The 14,573-nt window shown below is 70.0% G+C and carries 12 protein-coding genes and 1 riboswitch; of the genes, 1 reads left to right on the forward strand and 11 read right to left on the reverse strand.

Going from position 1 to position 14,573, the window contains the following annotated elements; genetic code table 11:
• Nucleotides 1-170: 170 nt before the first annotated feature.
• Nucleotides 171-3,098, reverse strand: coding sequence for an aminomethyl-transferring glycine dehydrogenase (gene gcvP / locus NQO67_RS32390; RefSeq protein ID WP_255953921.1), 2,928 nt, complete (start codon nt 3,096-3,098; stop codon nt 171-173).
• Between the two features lie 178 nt (nt 3,099-3,276).
• A riboswitch (glycine riboswitch) is annotated at nt 3,277-3,371 on the reverse strand.
• A gap of 117 nt (nt 3,372-3,488) precedes the next feature.
• On the opposite strand from gcvP, the gene NQO67_RS32395 reads away from it, so the two are divergent.
• Nucleotides 3,489-3,866: a PRC-barrel domain-containing protein gene (locus NQO67_RS32395; RefSeq protein WP_255953922.1), complete on the forward strand. Its 378-nt coding sequence runs from the start codon at nt 3,489-3,491 to the stop codon at nt 3,864-3,866.
• Nucleotides 3,867-3,971: 105 nt separating this feature from the next.
• Here NQO67_RS32395 and NQO67_RS32400 read toward each other — a convergent pair whose 3' ends face one another.
• The 10 genes from NQO67_RS32400 to clsA all read right to left on the reverse strand — a co-directional run bounded on the left by NQO67_RS32400 (nt 3,972) and on the right by clsA (nt 14,399).
• The gene (locus NQO67_RS32400; RefSeq protein WP_255953923.1) at nt 3,972-5,390 is read right to left on the reverse strand and encodes a DNA polymerase IV; all 1,419 of its coding nucleotides are present in this window, start codon (nt 5,388-5,390) and stop codon (nt 3,972-3,974) included.
• Between the two features lie 188 nt (nt 5,391-5,578).
• Nucleotides 5,579-6,214 carry a MerR family transcriptional regulator gene (locus NQO67_RS32405; RefSeq protein ID WP_255953924.1) on the reverse strand — a complete coding sequence of 212 codons (636 nt, stop codon included), beginning with the start codon at nt 6,212-6,214 and terminating at the stop codon, nt 5,579-5,581.
• Between the two features lie 241 nt (nt 6,215-6,455).
• On the reverse strand, nt 6,456-6,929 hold the full coding sequence (locus NQO67_RS32410) for a bifunctional nuclease family protein (RefSeq protein WP_006123076.1): 474 nt from the start codon (nt 6,927-6,929) through the stop codon (nt 6,456-6,458).
• 85 nt (nt 6,930-7,014) lie between these two features.
• Nucleotides 7,015-7,788: a transcriptional regulator FtsR gene (ftsR, locus tag NQO67_RS32415; protein ID WP_255953925.1), complete on the reverse strand. Its 774-nt coding sequence runs from the start codon at nt 7,786-7,788 to the stop codon at nt 7,015-7,017.
• 14 nt (nt 7,789-7,802) lie between these two features.
• Nucleotides 7,803-8,330, reverse strand: coding sequence for an FHA domain-containing protein (locus NQO67_RS43980; RefSeq protein ID WP_305126536.1), 528 nt, complete (start codon nt 8,328-8,330; stop codon nt 7,803-7,805).
• A 497-nt stretch (nt 8,331-8,827) separates the two neighbouring features.
• A complete protein-coding gene (locus NQO67_RS32425; protein WP_255953926.1) occupies nt 8,828-9,778 on the reverse strand; it encodes a DUF881 domain-containing protein in 951 nt (316 codons plus the stop codon).
• A 5-nt stretch (nt 9,779-9,783) separates the two neighbouring features.
• Entirely contained in the window at nt 9,784-10,116 is a 333-nt protein-coding gene (locus NQO67_RS32430; protein WP_040255169.1) for a small basic family protein, read from the reverse strand.
• Nucleotides 10,113-11,018 carry a DUF881 domain-containing protein gene (locus tag NQO67_RS32435; RefSeq protein ID WP_255953938.1) on the reverse strand — a complete coding sequence of 302 codons (906 nt, stop codon included), beginning with the start codon at nt 11,016-11,018 and terminating at the stop codon, nt 10,113-10,115. The genes NQO67_RS32430 and NQO67_RS32435 overlap by 4 nt, the downstream gene beginning before the upstream one ends.
• A gap of 162 nt (nt 11,019-11,180) precedes the next feature.
• The gene (locus NQO67_RS32440) at nt 11,181-13,676 is read right to left on the reverse strand and encodes a mannose-1-phosphate guanyltransferase (protein ID WP_255953927.1); all 2,496 of its coding nucleotides are present in this window, start codon (nt 13,674-13,676) and stop codon (nt 11,181-11,183) included.
• Nucleotides 13,677-13,790: 114 nt separating this feature from the next.
• On the reverse strand, nt 13,791-14,399 hold the full coding sequence (gene clsA / locus NQO67_RS32445; RefSeq protein ID WP_255953928.1) for a cardiolipin synthase ClsA: 609 nt from the start codon (nt 14,397-14,399) through the stop codon (nt 13,791-13,793).
• Nucleotides 14,400-14,573: the final 174 nt, after the last annotated feature.

A 14,573-nucleotide genomic window follows, 5' to 3' on the forward strand; every position in this document is an offset into this window, starting at 1 on the left:
CGCGCTTGGGTGCGCTGAAGCACCGCCGCGCTACCGACAGGCAGGGGCCGACCCCACCCCGGGCGGCCCCCGCCTGTCACGACGGACCCCCTGTCGTGACGGGCCCCCCGTTCCGAGCTCAGCGAGCCCGGGACGGGGGGCCTGTCCGTCTCGCGCGGACGGGGTGCCGGTCAGTCCTGGTAGGCGTCGAGCGGCGGGCAGGCGCAGACCAGGTTCCGGTCCCCGTACGCCTGGTCGATCCGGCGCACCGGCGGCCAGTACTTCTCCGCTGCCACCACGCCGGCCGGGAACACCGCGTCCTGCCGGCTGTAGGAGTGCTCCCAGTCCCCGGCGAGGCAGGCCGCCGTGTGCGGCGCGTTCCGCAGCGGATTGTCGTCGGCGGGCAGCGCCCCCGACGCGACCTGCTCGATCTCCGTACGAATGGCGATCATCGCATCGCAGAACCGGTCGAGCTCGGCCAGGTCCTCGCTCTCGGTAGGCTCGATCATCAGCGTGCCGGCCACCGGGAACGACATCGTCGGCGCGTGGAAGCCGTAGTCGATCAGCCGCTTGGCGACGTCGTCCACGCTCACGCCGGTCGCCTTGGTGAGCGGCCTCAGGTCCACGATGCACTCGTGCGCGACGAGGCCGCCGGGACCGGTGTAGAGCACCGGGTAGTGCGGCTCGAGGCGCTTGGCGACGTAGTTGGCGCTGAGCACCGCGACCTGCGTGGCGCGCTTGAGTCCCGCACCGCCCATCAGGCGGACGAAGGCCCAGGAGATCGGCAGGATGCCCGCCGATCCCCAGGGTGCCGCGGAGATCGGCCCGATACCGGTGGCGGGCCCCGCGGCCGGTTGCAGCGGGTGGTTGGGGAGATACGGCGCGAGGTGCTCGCGCACCGCCACCGGACCGACGCCGGGACCGCCGCCGCCGTGCGGGATGCAGAACGTCTTGTGCAGGTTGAGGTGCGACACGTCGCCGCCGAACCGGCCCGGCCTGGCGAGACCCATCAGGGCGTTCAGGTTGGCCCCGTCGACGTACACCTGCCCGCCCGCGTCGTGCACGGCGGCGCAGATGTCGGCGACGTGCTCCTCGAACACACCGTGCGTGGACGGATACGTGATCATGAGGACGGCCAGCCGGTCGCCGTGTTGTTCGATCTTGGCCCGCAGGTCGTCGACGTCGATCTCGCCGTCCTCCGCGGTCTTCACGACGACGACCTGCATCCCGGCCAGCACGGCGCTCGCCGCGTTGGTGCCGTGCGCCGAGGACGGGATGAGGCAGACGGTGCGCTGCTCGTCGCCGCGCGCCCGGTGGTATCCACGCACGGCGAGCAGCCCGGCGAACTCGCCCTGGGAGCCGGCGTTGGGCTGGAGGGACACCTGGTCGTAGCCGGTGATCCGGGCGAGCTGCTCCTGGAGCTCTTCGATCAGCGTCAGATAGCCCTGGGCCTGCTCGGCGGGCGCGAAGGGGTGCAGGGCGCCGAACTGGGGCCAGGTGACGGGCTCCATCTCCGTGGTGGCGTTCAGCTTCATCGTGCAGGAGCCGAGCGGGATCATGCCGCGGTCGAGGGCGTAGTCGCGGTCGGCGAGCCGGCGCAGGTACCGCAGCATGGCCGTCTCGGAGCGGTACTGGTGGAAGACCGGGTGGGTCAGGTACTCGTCGGTGCGCAGCAGCGCCGCGGGCAGCACGTCGCCGTCGGCCGCCGGATCGCCGCCCCGGTCGGCCCCGGCCCCGGTGACGGCGTCGTCGAGCGCCGTCACGTCCGCCTCCACGCCGAACGCCGTCCACACCGTGCCGAGCAGGTCGCGCGTGGTGGTCTCGTCGCAGGCCATGCCGACGTGGTCGGCGTCGACGAGCCGCAGGTTCACGCCGTCCCGGCGGGCGGCCTTGACGATCTTGGCGGCCCGGCCCGGCACCCGTGCGGTGACGGTGTCGAAGAAGGCGTCGTGCACGATCTCGACACCGCCGTTCCGCAGGCCGGCGGCGAGCAGGGTGGCGAAGCGGTGGGTGCGCCGTGCGATGGTCCGCAGGCCCTCGGGGCCGTGGTACACCGCGTACATGCCGGCCATGACGGCCAGCAGCACCTGGGCCGTGCAGATGTTGCTGGTGGCCTTCTCGCGGCGGATGTGCTGCTCGCGGGTCTGCAACGCCAGGCGATAGGCCCGGTGGCCGTCGGCGTCGACGGAGACGCCCACCAGGCGGCCGGGCAGGCTGCGGGCGAACTTCTCGCGGACCGCCAGGTAGCCGGCGTGCGGCCCGCCGAAGCCCATGGGCACGCCGAAGCGCTGGGTGGTGCCGACGGCGATGTCCGCGCCCAGTTCGCCGGGCGAGGTCAGCAGGGTGAGGGCGAGCAGGTCGGCGGCGACCGTGACGACGGCGCCCAGGTCGTGCGCCTGCTCGATGACGGGCCGGATGTCGCGCACCGCGCCGGAGGCGCCCGGGTACTGCACGAGCACGCCCACGACGCCACGCTCGGCGACCTGGGCCGGGATGCCGGACGAGAGGTCGGCGACGACCACCTCGACGCCGGTCGGCTCCGCACGGGTCTGGATCACGGCGATGGTCTGCGGCAGCGCATCGGCGTCGACCAGGTAGACACCGTCCTTGACCTTGCCGACCCGACGCGACAGAGCCATCGCCTCGGCCGCCGCCGTGCCCTCGTCGAGCAGCGAGGCGCCCGAGGTGGGCAGCCCGGTCAGATCGGCCACCGTCGTCTGGAAGTTGAGCAGCGCCTCCAGTCGGCCCTGCGAGATCTCCGGCTGGTACGGCGTGTACGCGGTGTACCAGGCCGGGTTCTCCATGACGTTGCGCAGGATGACGGGCGGGGTGAACGTGCCGTAGTAGCCGAGCCCGATCATGGAAGCCAGCACCTCGTTGCGCTCGGCCAGGGTGCGCAGCTCGGCCAGCACCTCGGCCTCGGTGCGCGCGTCGGGCAGCTCCACCGCCTCGACGTCCTTGATCACTTCTGGTACGGCGGCGGCGGTGAGCTCGTCCAGCGAGCCGTAGCCGACCTGGGCGAGCATCTTGGCCAGGGCCTCGGCGTCAGGTCCGATGTGCCGCTCGGTGAACGGGACGCCGGCTTCCAGCCGGGCGAGCGGAGTGCGTGTACGGGTCATTGCGGAGGCCTCCTGGTCTGATCGACCTGCGAGGGACACCACGGCGCGGGGTGCCCGAACGGCCTCCCCCTCTGTCATCTCAACCTGAGAGCTTCACCGGCCCGTGGATGGCGCGCCCGGCTTTCACCGTCGGTGAGAACGGAAGGCTTTCGGCCTCCGCTCTGCTTTCCAGAGTGACCTCGTCCATGCGGTACTGGGGCCTGAGAGATTCCGGGGAGGATTTGCTCCTTCGGCGCCCCGCGATGCCGGCCGGGGCTCTCCCGCACGTTTTCAACAGCCATGGTCAGCCTACCAGCGGCGCTCGCGCGCGAACGTTCGAGTGGCCGTGGGGCGAATTGTGTCCTTTCGTAGACCTACAGGAGGAAAACGCTGAGGAGTGTTGGAGGGACCGTGCAGAGCGACATCGATCCGCGTCACCTCATCGGCCGCAAGGCGTTCGACCGCAAGGGCATGAAGATCGGCACGGTCGACGAGGTGTACCTCGACGACGCGACCGGAGTGCCCGAATGGGCGGCCATACGAACCGGCCTCTTCAGCCGCGACGCCTTTGTGCCGCTGGAGCCGAGCCGCCTGGAGGAAGGCACCCTGCGCGTGCCGTACGACCGCGCCCTCATCAAGGAGGCGCCCGACTTCGGCGTGGGGCGCCATCTCTCGCCCGCGCAGGAGTTGCAGCTGTACCACCACTACGGCCTGGACACGGCAGCACCGCCGCAGCCGTCGGAGGACGACCGCGACTTCGGCCGGCTCGCCGGCCGGGACGAGGGCTGACGCCGCGCGTCGACGGAGGACGGTCTGGTGGCGTGTTGCTCGCGCCCGCCGGGGCCGATCGTCGGACAGCCCGGCCGGCCGCCCGCGCGGTGGAGCCACGGCCCGTCAGCCGCCCTTCGCGCCTTCGGGGCGTGCGGGAACCGCCGGCGCAACCGCGTCGCCGTCCGTCGCCTCGGGCACCAGCGACAGCGGCTCCGCCGGCTCCAGCTCCGGGTCGTCCGCCCGGAAGGTCCGGACCCGACCGGGGGGCGAGCCGGGCGTCTCGAAGCGCACCGTGACCCGTCCGAGCCCGCTCCCCTGCACCCAGCCGTGACCGTGCACGGCGTGGTGCACGTCGTGGCCGGCCAGCCAGTGCCGCTCGGCCGGGGCAGGCGCCGCGTCGTCCTCCTCCGGAGGGTGCGTGTCGCCGTCCGGCGCGGGTGCGGCGATGGACTCCGCGGCCTCCGCGGCTTCCGCGGCCTGCGCGAAGAGGTCTTCCTGGGTGAAGTCGGCGAGGCCGCTCACGCCGACGCCGAGCAGTCGAACCCCGCCGGTGGTGTCCACGCCCTCCAGGAGGCGCCCGGCGGCCTCCCGCACCACCGCAGGGTCGTCCGTGGGGCCGCGCAGCGTCTCGGACCGGGTCAGCGTCGAGAAGTCGTACCGTCGCACTTTCAGGACGACGGTTCGGCCTGAACGTCCCGCCTCGCGCAGCCGCCGCACGCAGCGGTCGGCCAGGCTCTGCACTTCGGTACGGACCCGCACCCGGTCGTGGATGTCGATGTCGTAGGTGTCCTCCACGGAGACGGACTTGGTGTCGCGCTCCGCGACGACCGGCCGCTCGTCATGGGCCAGCGCCATCGCGTACAGCGCGCCGCCGTGCGCCTTGCCCAGCAGCCTGACCAGCTCGTCCTCGCCCGCCTCGGCGATCTCCTCGATGGTGGTGACGCCGGCTCGGCGCAGGTGGTTCTCGGTCGCCGGGCCGACGCCGGGCAGGGTGCGCACCGGCATGGGACCGAGCAGCGCACGCTCGGTCCCGGGCGCTATCAGGACCAGGCCGTCGGGCTTGGCCTCTTCGGAGGCGATTTTCGCGAGCATCTTCGACGCCGCGAGGCCGACGGACCCGGTCAGTCCGGTGCGGTGCTTGATGTCGGCGCGCAGCCGGCGCCCGGCAGCACGCGCGGATTCCGCGTCCTGGGCGCTGCCGCCGGCCTCCAGGTCCACGAAGGCCTCGTCCAGGCTGAGCGGCTCCACCAGGGGCGACAGCCGGCGCAGCAGACTCATCACCTGCTCGCTGATGTCCCGGTAGACCCCGAAGCGGGGGACCAGATACGCGGCGTGTGGTGCGAGTCGGCGGGCCTGGCCCATCGGCATGGCCGAGTGCACGCCGAAGCGGCGGGCCTCGTACGAGGCGGTGGCGACCACACCGCGCGGCCCGAGCCCTCCCACGATCACGGCCTTCCCGCGCAGGCTCGGCTTGGCCGCCTGTTCCACGGATGCGTAGAAGGCATCCATGTCGAGATGCAGGATGGTGGGCTCGTGTCGCACATGTCCGATGCTGCCCTACGGGTCCGACATCGGGGCCCGAACGGATACGTCCGGGGCCGTTCGGCGGGGGGTATGCCCCATAAGGCCCTGTCGGTGGACCGGTGTGGTGACGGCGGGACGCGGGGCGGGCCGGTGGGCCTGCGCCGGTGAGGCCGCGCGCCGGTCGTGTGGACGTCCTGCCCGGCGGGTCACACGGCGCGGTGGCGCCGGCGGTTGGCGAGTTCGTCCTCGGGGTGGTGGCCGATCAGTGTCTCGCCGGTGTCGATGCGCTCTCCGTGCAGTTGGGAGAGGGCGCTCTCCACATCGCGCCAGACCACACCCACGGCGATGCCGAAGACGCCCTGCCCGCCTTGGAGCAGGTCATGTACCTCGTCGGGCGACGTGCACTCGTAGACCGTGGCGCCGTCACACATCAGGGTGGTGCGCTCGAGGTCCTGGAAGCCGCGTTCGCGCAGGTGCCGTACTGCGGCTCGGATGTTCTGGAGTGAGACGCCGGTGTCCAGGAAGCGTTTGACGATCTTCAGGACGACGACGTCGCGGAAGCTGTACAGCCGCTGCGTCCCGGAGCCGTAGGCCGGGCGCACGCTGGGCTCCACCAGGCCGGTGCGGGCCCAGTAGTCCAGCTGGCGGTAGGTGATGCCCGCGGCGGCGCAGGCCGAGGGCCCGCGATAGCCGATGTCCACGGGCTGGGCATCGACGCCCGGGTCTATCGCCGTCGAGCCCCCTGGGGCATGACCGGTCGCGCTCCCGTGCAGCGGGTAGGGACCGCTCTCCACCGGACTGCGCCCGGGGCCCCCAGCCGTGCCGTCGCCGCTGCTTCCCACGCCGACCTCCGTCCTTGACCTGCCCTTCGACGGTAGGCAGTCACCCGGGGTGCGTCAACGATCGCCACACTCGGCACGCCGAGTGATAATCACCCTACGAGTGGTTTCCCGTGCCCCGTCGCGGGGAAAGGCTAGCCGAATGTCCGCACGAGCCAAGACGGGTGGCGGCCAGATCCGGCCGGCACGCGGAGCTGAGGTGGCGTGATCCGGCCGCCCCGCGCCGCGTGTCGCCCCTGTGCCGTCACTGGCTGTTGGTACCGAAGTCTTCCGGCGAGATCTGGTCGAGGAACTCGCGGAACTTCTCCACCTCGTCCTCCTGCTCGTCCGGAATGGCGATGCCCGCGTCGTCCAGCACGCCGTCACTGCCGTAGATCGGCGTGCCGGTGCGCAGGGCGAGCGCTATGGCGTCGGACGGTCGCGCACTGACCTCCACACCGCTGGCGAAGACCAGCTCCGCGTAGAAGACGCCCTCACGCAGGTCCGTGATGCGGACCTCGGTGAGTTCCTGGCCGACGGCCTCCAGGACGTCCTTGAACAGGTCGTGCGTCAGCGGTCTGGCGGGGGCCATGCCCTGCTGCGCGAAGGCGATCGCGGTCGCCTCTCCTGGGCCGATCCAGATGGGGAGGTACCGGTCGCCTCCCACTTCACGCAGGAGCACGATCGGCTGGTTGGATGGCATCTCCACCCGGACACCTACGACGTCGAGCTCGTTCACACAGCAACCCTAGGACGTGGCTGCCACGTTTGGGTAGTCGGGCACCCTGCGCACATCACATGAATCAGTGCAGATACCGCATCTTTCAGGGCAGACGTACATCCAGTGCGCTCTGCACCAGTGCGGCATGGAGCCGTACGGCCAGTCCGGCCAGCTCCTTGGTGCGGGCCTGGGCGTGGGCCCGGGTCTGCGGGTTGCGATGCCGCCGCAGCGGCGCCACGACCTGATCGACCAGGCCGGCGGAGCGGTCGGCTGAGGCCTTGATGGCCCGCAGGTGCCGCGGTTCGATGCCGAACCGGCCCAGCTCGGCCACCAGGGCCGCGATCGTCACCGCGCCGGCGTCGAATCCGCCGTCCGGCAACGCGGCGAGCAATCCGTACGACTCCCACTCGGCCAGCTCGCGCTCCTCGATCCCGGCGGCCGCCAGGAGCTCGGCACGGCCGACACGCGCCGCAGTCGGCTCCTGGGCGCCCTCGAAGGGGTCGTACGGGGAAAACTCATCGAACGGCGGCGTATCGCCGCCCTGCCCCCGCTGACGGCCGCCTGGAGGCACCGGAGCCGAATCCCCGCGCTCCAGGGCGTCCAAATGCGCCTTGATCACTTTCAGGGGCAGATAGTGGTCCCGCTGCATCCGAAGCACCTGGGCCAGGCGCTCCACGTCCGCGCTGCTGAACTTCCGATAACCCGACGGCGTGCGCTGGGGCTCGATCAGCCCCTCCGACTCCAGGAAGCGGATCTTGGAGATGGTGACCTCGGGGAATTCCCCCCGCAGCACCTTCAGCACGGCACCGATGCTCATCGGCCGATCGCCCGCGGCGGCGACGCCCCCGAAGGCGCCGCCGCTCGGTGGTTGCAGCATGGGCCTCCCTACGGTCAGGCGCCCCGCTGGTTCGCGTAGAAGACCAGCCGGTACTTGCCGATCTGCACCTCGTCGCCGTTCGCGAGCGTGGTCGAGTCGATACGCTCACGGTTGACGTAGGTGCCGTTCAGGGAGCCCACGTCGGCGACCGAGAAGACGCCGTCGACTCCGCGGCGGAATTCCACGTGCCGGCGCGAGACCGTGACGTCGTCGAGGAAGATGTCACTCTGCGGGTGACGGCCCGCCGTGGTCAGGTCGCTGTCCAGCAGGAAGCGGCTCCCCGAGTTGGGCCCACGGCGCACGATCAGCAGCGCCGAGCCCACCGGCAGGGCGTCCACGGCGGCCTGCGCCTCCGGAGACAGCGCCGGCGTCGCCGTCTGGCCGGTCACCTCGGCCTCGTAGGCCTCGAGGCCGGAGATGGAGATCGTGGACGTCGTCTCGGACGGCCGCTCGGCGCCCCGCAGCGGCGCGCCGCAGTTGGAGCAGAAACGGCTGGCCTCCGCATTGCGGTTTCCGCACCTCGTACAGACCAAGGACGACATAGACGGGTCCTCCTGCCGCGGCTGGCCCGCGGGGGACGCAGACGGGCCGGGTGTGAACCCTCCACCCGTACTTGAGGTTGACGGTTCCCCGAAACCTATGCGCCCCGGTACGGCACGGTCAACAGAAGACGCGCCCCGTTCGCCCGAAATGTCTCCCCCTGGAGCAGCCGTCTCGTCACGGAACAGCGGGCGCTCCCCCTCGTTCCCCGCCGGACCCCCGGGCTGCGCCGCATGCCGGGCCGCGGCAGCGCCACGCCCCCCACGTGCGGACTTGCCGAACAACTTCGCAAACAACTTCACGGGCGATTCCCCTTGACCGATACAGACCCGCCCGTGGGGCAGGAAGATCCTCACTGCACACACCGGCATACGTCGGCGACACAGACATCCTCACAACGTCCGTACGCACCCGACAGTTTCCACCACACACCGCTTCCTCGGTGCGCCGACCCCCCGCCTCCCTCTGCTCCCGGGGAGCACCCCCGTGCACCGCTTCCTCACCGTGAGGACGACCGAGCGTAGTCAGGACGCTTCGCCGGTCGCAAGGCGTCGACCACAACGGTCTTCGCACGCTCCACCGTCACGGTGGCCTGCTCCTTCTCCAGCGTCTGCACCACCCCGCCCGGGATGTTCAACGCGGGTTCGAGGTCCTCCGGCTTGCCGATCACCTTGAAACGATACGGCTTCCCGATCTTATGACCGTCCACGCTGATCCCGCCGCCTTTCGCTTCTGTGACAAAGCTGTTGACGACGATGCGTACGTCATCGACCTGGATCGCCTCGGCGCCGGCGGCGCGCAGCTCCTGGATGGTGTCCAGCAGCATGTCGGGCTGCACCGCGTCCTTGGTGTCGTCGATGGTGAGGGTGATGCCTGGGCCCTGCGCCGCCACCGTGCCGGCCAGCACGCCGAGTTCCCGCTCCTTCTGGGCGGTCTGCTTGCGGGCCTCCTCGGCCTGGTTCGAGCTGTTCTCCAGCTCGGTGCGCTGGTCCTGAAGGCTCTGCTTCTCGTCCTGGAGACGCTGCGTACGGTCACCGAGCTCGTCGAGGATGCGTACCAGGTCCTCCTGACGCGCACCGCGCAGCGGGCTGTTGTCGCTGGTCGACGCGACCTGGGTGACGAGCCCGAAGCCCAGACCGCAGAGCAGCACGGACACGATGAGCTGAGCGCGGCTCACGCGCGGTGGCCACAGCGCCTTCACCAACCGCTGCCGGCCGGTCACCGCCTCCCCCGGCGACGGCTCGTCCGGGTCCGCCGCGGCGGTCGCCCCGTGCCCGTCGGGCGGTGACGCAGCGTCGTCGGATCCGTACGCGGAGCCGTTGGTCGTGCGGTCCGCACGGGTGTCGCGGGTGTCCTGCCCCGGATCAGCGTCCTGGTGCGCTTCCTGGGCCGGAACCTCGGCCGGCAGTTCCTCGCGTAGGCGGTGCGTGGGTGCCTGGTCGCCGTTCATCGGCCTCACGCCCGGAACACGTGCCGCCGGATGGCGGCCGCGTTGGAGAAGATACGGATACCGAGGACCACGACGACACCGGTGGACAGCTGCGCGCCGACGCCCAACTTGTCACCCAGGAACACGATCAGCGCCGCCACGACCACGTTCGACAGGAACGAGACCACGAAGACCTTGTCGTCGAAGATCCCGTCGAGCATCGCCCGCAGCCCGCCGAAGACGGCGTCCAGCGCCGCGACGACGGCGATCGGGAGATACGGCTCGACCACTGCGGGAACCTCGGGCCTGACCAGCAGACCCACCACGACTCCCACGATGAGGCCCAGTACGGCGATCACGATGTGCCCTTCTCTGTTTTCGGTGATCCTGGCTTTGCTGTGCGCACGATGACGCTCGGTGCCGCGGGCAGCTCGATGTCGTCCTGGACGGAGATGCCGTACCTGATCCCGAAGTCGTCTTGCAGGGCGTGCAGGTACATGCCGTCGGCGCTGTTCGCGAAGCGGCTGCTGATGCGGTGCCCGTCCCCCACCGCAAGCACCGTGTACGGCGGCACCAGCGGTCTGTTGTCGACGAGTACGGCGTCGCCGGCGGCGCGGATCGCGGACAGGGCGGTCAGCCGCTGACCGTTGATCGAGATCGCTTCCGCCCCGGACGACCACAGACCGTTGACGACCCGCTGCATGTCGCGGTCGCGTACCCGGCCGGTGTCGGAGAAGTCGGCGCTCTGCCGCGGTCCGCCACCGTCCGACTGCGCGGATTTGGCGTCGTCCACCACGAGCTTCACCCCGGGGCCGTGCACCGCTGTGGCCCCCGACACCAGCTCCACCAGGTTCTCCTGGTCGTCACCGCCGTTCTTGAGTGCCTCGTGCTGGCGGGCGCTCACGTCGTCGCGGAGCGTGTCGACCTGGGTCTGGAGCGCGTCGGCCGCCGAGGTCTCCTTGGTGATGCGGTCGATCAGCTCCTGGTGTTCCTTGGCCACTCCGGGAGCGGCCACCCGCGCCTGGGCCGCGCCCACGGTCACCACCAGAGCGGCGAGGACCAGTCCGACGGCGAGCCCGAGTTTGGCCCGCAGCGGACGCGGCAGGCCGCCGGTGGCCTGCGCCCTGCGCCGGGCGGCCGCCTCCGCGTAGCCCTCGTCGAGGCTGTGGTCCATGACGTTGGTGAGCAGCGACATGGAGGCGTCCGGGCGCGCGGGGTGCGGCGGAATACTCCGAACGGGGTGCTGCGGCATGCCGCACATCGTTGCACGTCGTGACAGCCGCCCGGGCATGGGCCCACGGTTAGGACGGCCCCGCCGGGCCGCGGCCCGGGCACGGGCGCCACTGCCCCGAACGGCTTCCGCCGGAGCCGAGGAGCGCCGCCCGGCGCCGGGTGGGTCCCGGCGCCGGACGACGTGCGCGGATCAGTGACCGGCGCTCTCCACGACGGCGGACCATTCCTCCAGCAGGTCCTGCGCGGAGGTGTCGTCGGGGCCCTCCGCCCAGAGGTGGGTGACGGCTTCCGCGGGATCCGGCAGCACCATCACCCAGCGTCCGTCGGCCTCCACGACCCGCACGCCGTCGGTGGTGTCGACGGACCGGTCGCCGGCCGCCTCCACGATGCGGCGCATGACGAGCCCCTTCACCGCCCACGGGGTCGCCAGGTCGCGCTGGAGCACGTGCGCCCGCGGGATCCGGGCGTCGATCTGGCTGAGTGTCAGCTGGGTACGGGCGACCAGACCGATCAGCCGCACGAAGGCGGCCGTGCCGTCGAAGACGCTGCTGAACTCGGGCACGATGAAGGCGCCCCGCCCATCGCCTCCGAAGATCGTGGCATCCTCGCGGCCGACCCGGGTGAGGTCGTCGGGCGAGGTGGTGGTCCACTCCACCTGCGTGCCGTGGTAGGCCGCCACCTGCTCGGCGATCCGGGTGGTGGTCACCGGCAGCGCCACCCGCCCGCTGCGACGCTCGGCGGCGACCAGGTCCAGCATCACCAGCAGGGCGCGATCGTCCTCGACGATCCGGCCCTTCTCGTCGACCAGGGACAGCCGCTCGCCGACCGGGTCGAAGCGGACACCGAAGGCCGCACCCGCCGAGGCCACTATCTCCCCGAGCCGCACCAGGCCCGCCCGCCGCGTCTGAGCGGTCTCGGTGGGCCGTGACTCGTCGAGGCCGGGGTTGATGGTCAGCGAGTCGACGCCGAGCCGGCCGAGCAGGCTGGGCAGGACGAGTCCGGCGCTGCCGTTCGACGCGTCCACGACCACCTTGAGGCCGGCTTCGGCGATGCCCGTGATGTCCACGTTGCGCAGCAGGGAGCCGGTGTACGAGTCGAAGACGCTGGACGGGAAGTGCAGGTCTCCGATCTCTCCGGGGAACGCCCGCCGGTACTCCTGCCGCGCGTACACCCGGTCCAGCTTGCGCTGGCTGCCCTGGGACAGGTCGGCGCCTCGACCGTCGAAGAACATGATGTCCACCGAGTCCGGTACGCCCGGCGTGGTCCTGATCATGATGCCGCCGGCGCTGCCGCGGGCGGTCTGCTGTCGCGCCACCGGCAGCGGCACGTTCTCCAGGTCGCGTACGTCGATGGCGCTGGCCTGGAGCGCGGAGATCACGGCGCGTTTGAGCGCTCGGGCACCGCGGGAGTGGTCGCGGGCCGTGGTGACGGTAGAGCCCTTCTTCAGGGTGGTGGCGTAGGCGCCGGCGAGTCGCACGGCCAGTTCGGGAGTGATCTCCACGTTCAGGATGCCGGAGACGCCACGTGCTCCGAAGAGGTGGGCCTGCCCGCGGGACTCCCAGATCACCGAGGTGTTGACGAAGGCGCCGGCCTCGATGGTCTTGAACGGATAGACGCGGACGTTGCCCTGAACAATCGATTCCTCACCGACCAGGCACTCGTCGCCGATGACCGCGCCGTCTTCGATGCGGGAGGCGCGCATGATGTCGGTGTTCTTGCCGATGACGCAGCCGCGCAGATTGCTGTGCTGTCCGATGTATACGTTGTCGTGGAGCACGGCGCGGTGGAGGAAGGCGCCGCTCTTGACGACGACGTTGGAGCCGACGACGGTGTGCTCCCGGATCTCCACGCCTGCTTCGACCTTGGCGTAGTCGCCGATGTACAGCGGGCCGCGCAGGACGGCGTCCGGGTGGACTTCGGCACCCTCGGCGACCCACACACCTGGGGAGATCTCGAAGCCGTCGATGTCCACCTCGACCTTGCCTTCGAGCACGTCGGCCTGGGCCTTGACGTAGCTCTCGTGCGTGCCGACGTCTTCCCAGTAGCCCTCGGCCACGTAGCCGTAGATCGGCTTGCCCTCTTTCATCAACTGGGGAAAGACGTCGCCGGACCAGTCGACGGGGACGTCGGGCTCCACGTAATCGAACACTTCTGGTTCCATCACGTAAATTCCTGTGTTCACCGTGTCGGAGAAGACCTGGCCCCAGGTCGGCTTCTCGAGAAAGCGCTCCACCTTTCCCTCTTCGTCGACGATGGTGATGCCGAACTCCAGAGGGTTGGGTACCCGGGTCAGGCACACGGTGACGAGTGCGCCCTTTTCCTTGTGGAAGTTGATCAGATCAGTCAGATCGAAATCGGTGAGAGCATCGCCGGAGATCACAAGGAACGCGTCGTCCTTCAGCGCTTCTTCGGCATTCTTCACACTGCCGGCGGTACCGAGTGGCTTCTCCTCATTGGCATAGGTGAGCTCCATGCCGAGTTCGTCACCGTCACCGAAGTAGTTCTTGACCAGGGAGGCCAGGAACTGAACGGTGACGACGGTCTCATTGAGCCCATGCCGCTTGAGCAGCCGTAGCACATGCTCCATGATCGGGCGATTGGCCACGGGCAGGAGCGGCTTGGGCATGCTTGAGGTCATGGGGCGAAGGCGTGTGCCTTCGCCTCCGGCCATCACGACGGCCTTCATGTCGGAAGCGTCCTCCTTGCGAGACGACGGTCTGGCCGACTTCACCCGTCAAGATTCTCCCGCACATATCGGGTGCGGGCCATCCCGCGTCGTGCGGACGCCCGAACGGCAGGATCAATCGGCCGTGGTGTCCACACTGACAAGTCGGCGGACTTGAACCACGTAGAGGATTCCTGCCCACCAGTAGAGTGTTGTACCCCATCCTGCGAACGCCCATCCGAAAACCGTGGCGGTTGACGCGATCCATCCGCTGCCGTCACTGAGCAGCAGGAGCGGGAACGCGTACATCAGGTTGAATGTGGCCGCCTTGCCCAGAAAGTTCACCTGGGGTGGCGGATAACCATGCCGTCGCAGGATGCCGACCATCACCAGCAGAACAACTTCCCGGGCAACTAGTACAGCGGTCAACCAGAGAGGAAGAATTTCCCGCCAGGTGAGCCCGGCCAATGTTGACAGAATGTAGAGCCGGTCGGCGGCGGGGTCGAGGAGCCGGCCGAGGCTGCTGATCTGATTCCAGCGCCGGGCGAGTTTGCCGTCCAGGTAGTCGCTGACACCGCTGAGCGCCAGCACGAGCAGGGCCCAACCGTCGCTCTCCGGCCCGCCGAACTCCGGGCGAAGAATCAGCCATAGGAAGAGGGGTACGCCAAGGAGACGCGCCATGCTGAGGATGTTCGGGATGGTGAGGACCCGGTCGGTCTGAACTCGGGTCTCCTGGACCTCCACCCGGCGCCTCCTGGTGGTGAAGCGGGCCGACGATACCACCTGACTTTACCCGGAGACATCCGAGGGTCGTGCGGGAGGGTGGTCGTAGCGGTGGGGAGAAGCGGCTGGTGGTTGGGCGGGGGTGAGTGGTGGCGGCGGTTTGTGGTGGTCGCCAAAGCTGTTCGTATTCAGTTT

Source organism: Streptomyces odontomachi (assembly GCF_024435355.1).
Lineage (GTDB): Bacteria > Actinomycetota > Actinomycetes > Streptomycetales > Streptomycetaceae > Streptomyces > Streptomyces odontomachi.

Excerpts from the sequence above, each read along its gene's own strand:
- NQO67_RS32435 (WP_255953938.1), bottom strand. The coding sequence starts at position 11,018 with ATGTGCGGCATGCCGCAGCACCCCGTTCGGAGTATTCCGCCGCACCCC.
- ftsR (WP_255953925.1), bottom strand. The coding sequence starts at position 7,788 with ATGCTGCAACCACCGAGCGGCGGCGCCTTCGGGGGCGTCGCCGCCGCG.
- gcvP (WP_255953921.1), bottom strand. The coding sequence starts at position 3,098 with ATGACCCGTACACGCACTCCGCTCGCCCGGCTGGAAGCCGGCGTCCCG.
- NQO67_RS43980 (WP_305126536.1), bottom strand. The coding sequence starts at position 8,330 with ATGTCGTCCTTGGTCTGTACGAGGTGCGGAAACCGCAATGCGGAGGCC.
- NQO67_RS32440 (WP_255953927.1), bottom strand. The coding sequence starts at position 13,676 with ATGAAGGCCGTCGTGATGGCCGGAGGCGAAGGCACACGCCTTCGCCCC.
- NQO67_RS32425 (WP_255953926.1), bottom strand. The coding sequence starts at position 9,778 with ATGAACGGCGACCAGGCACCCACGCACCGCCTACGCGAGGAACTGCCG.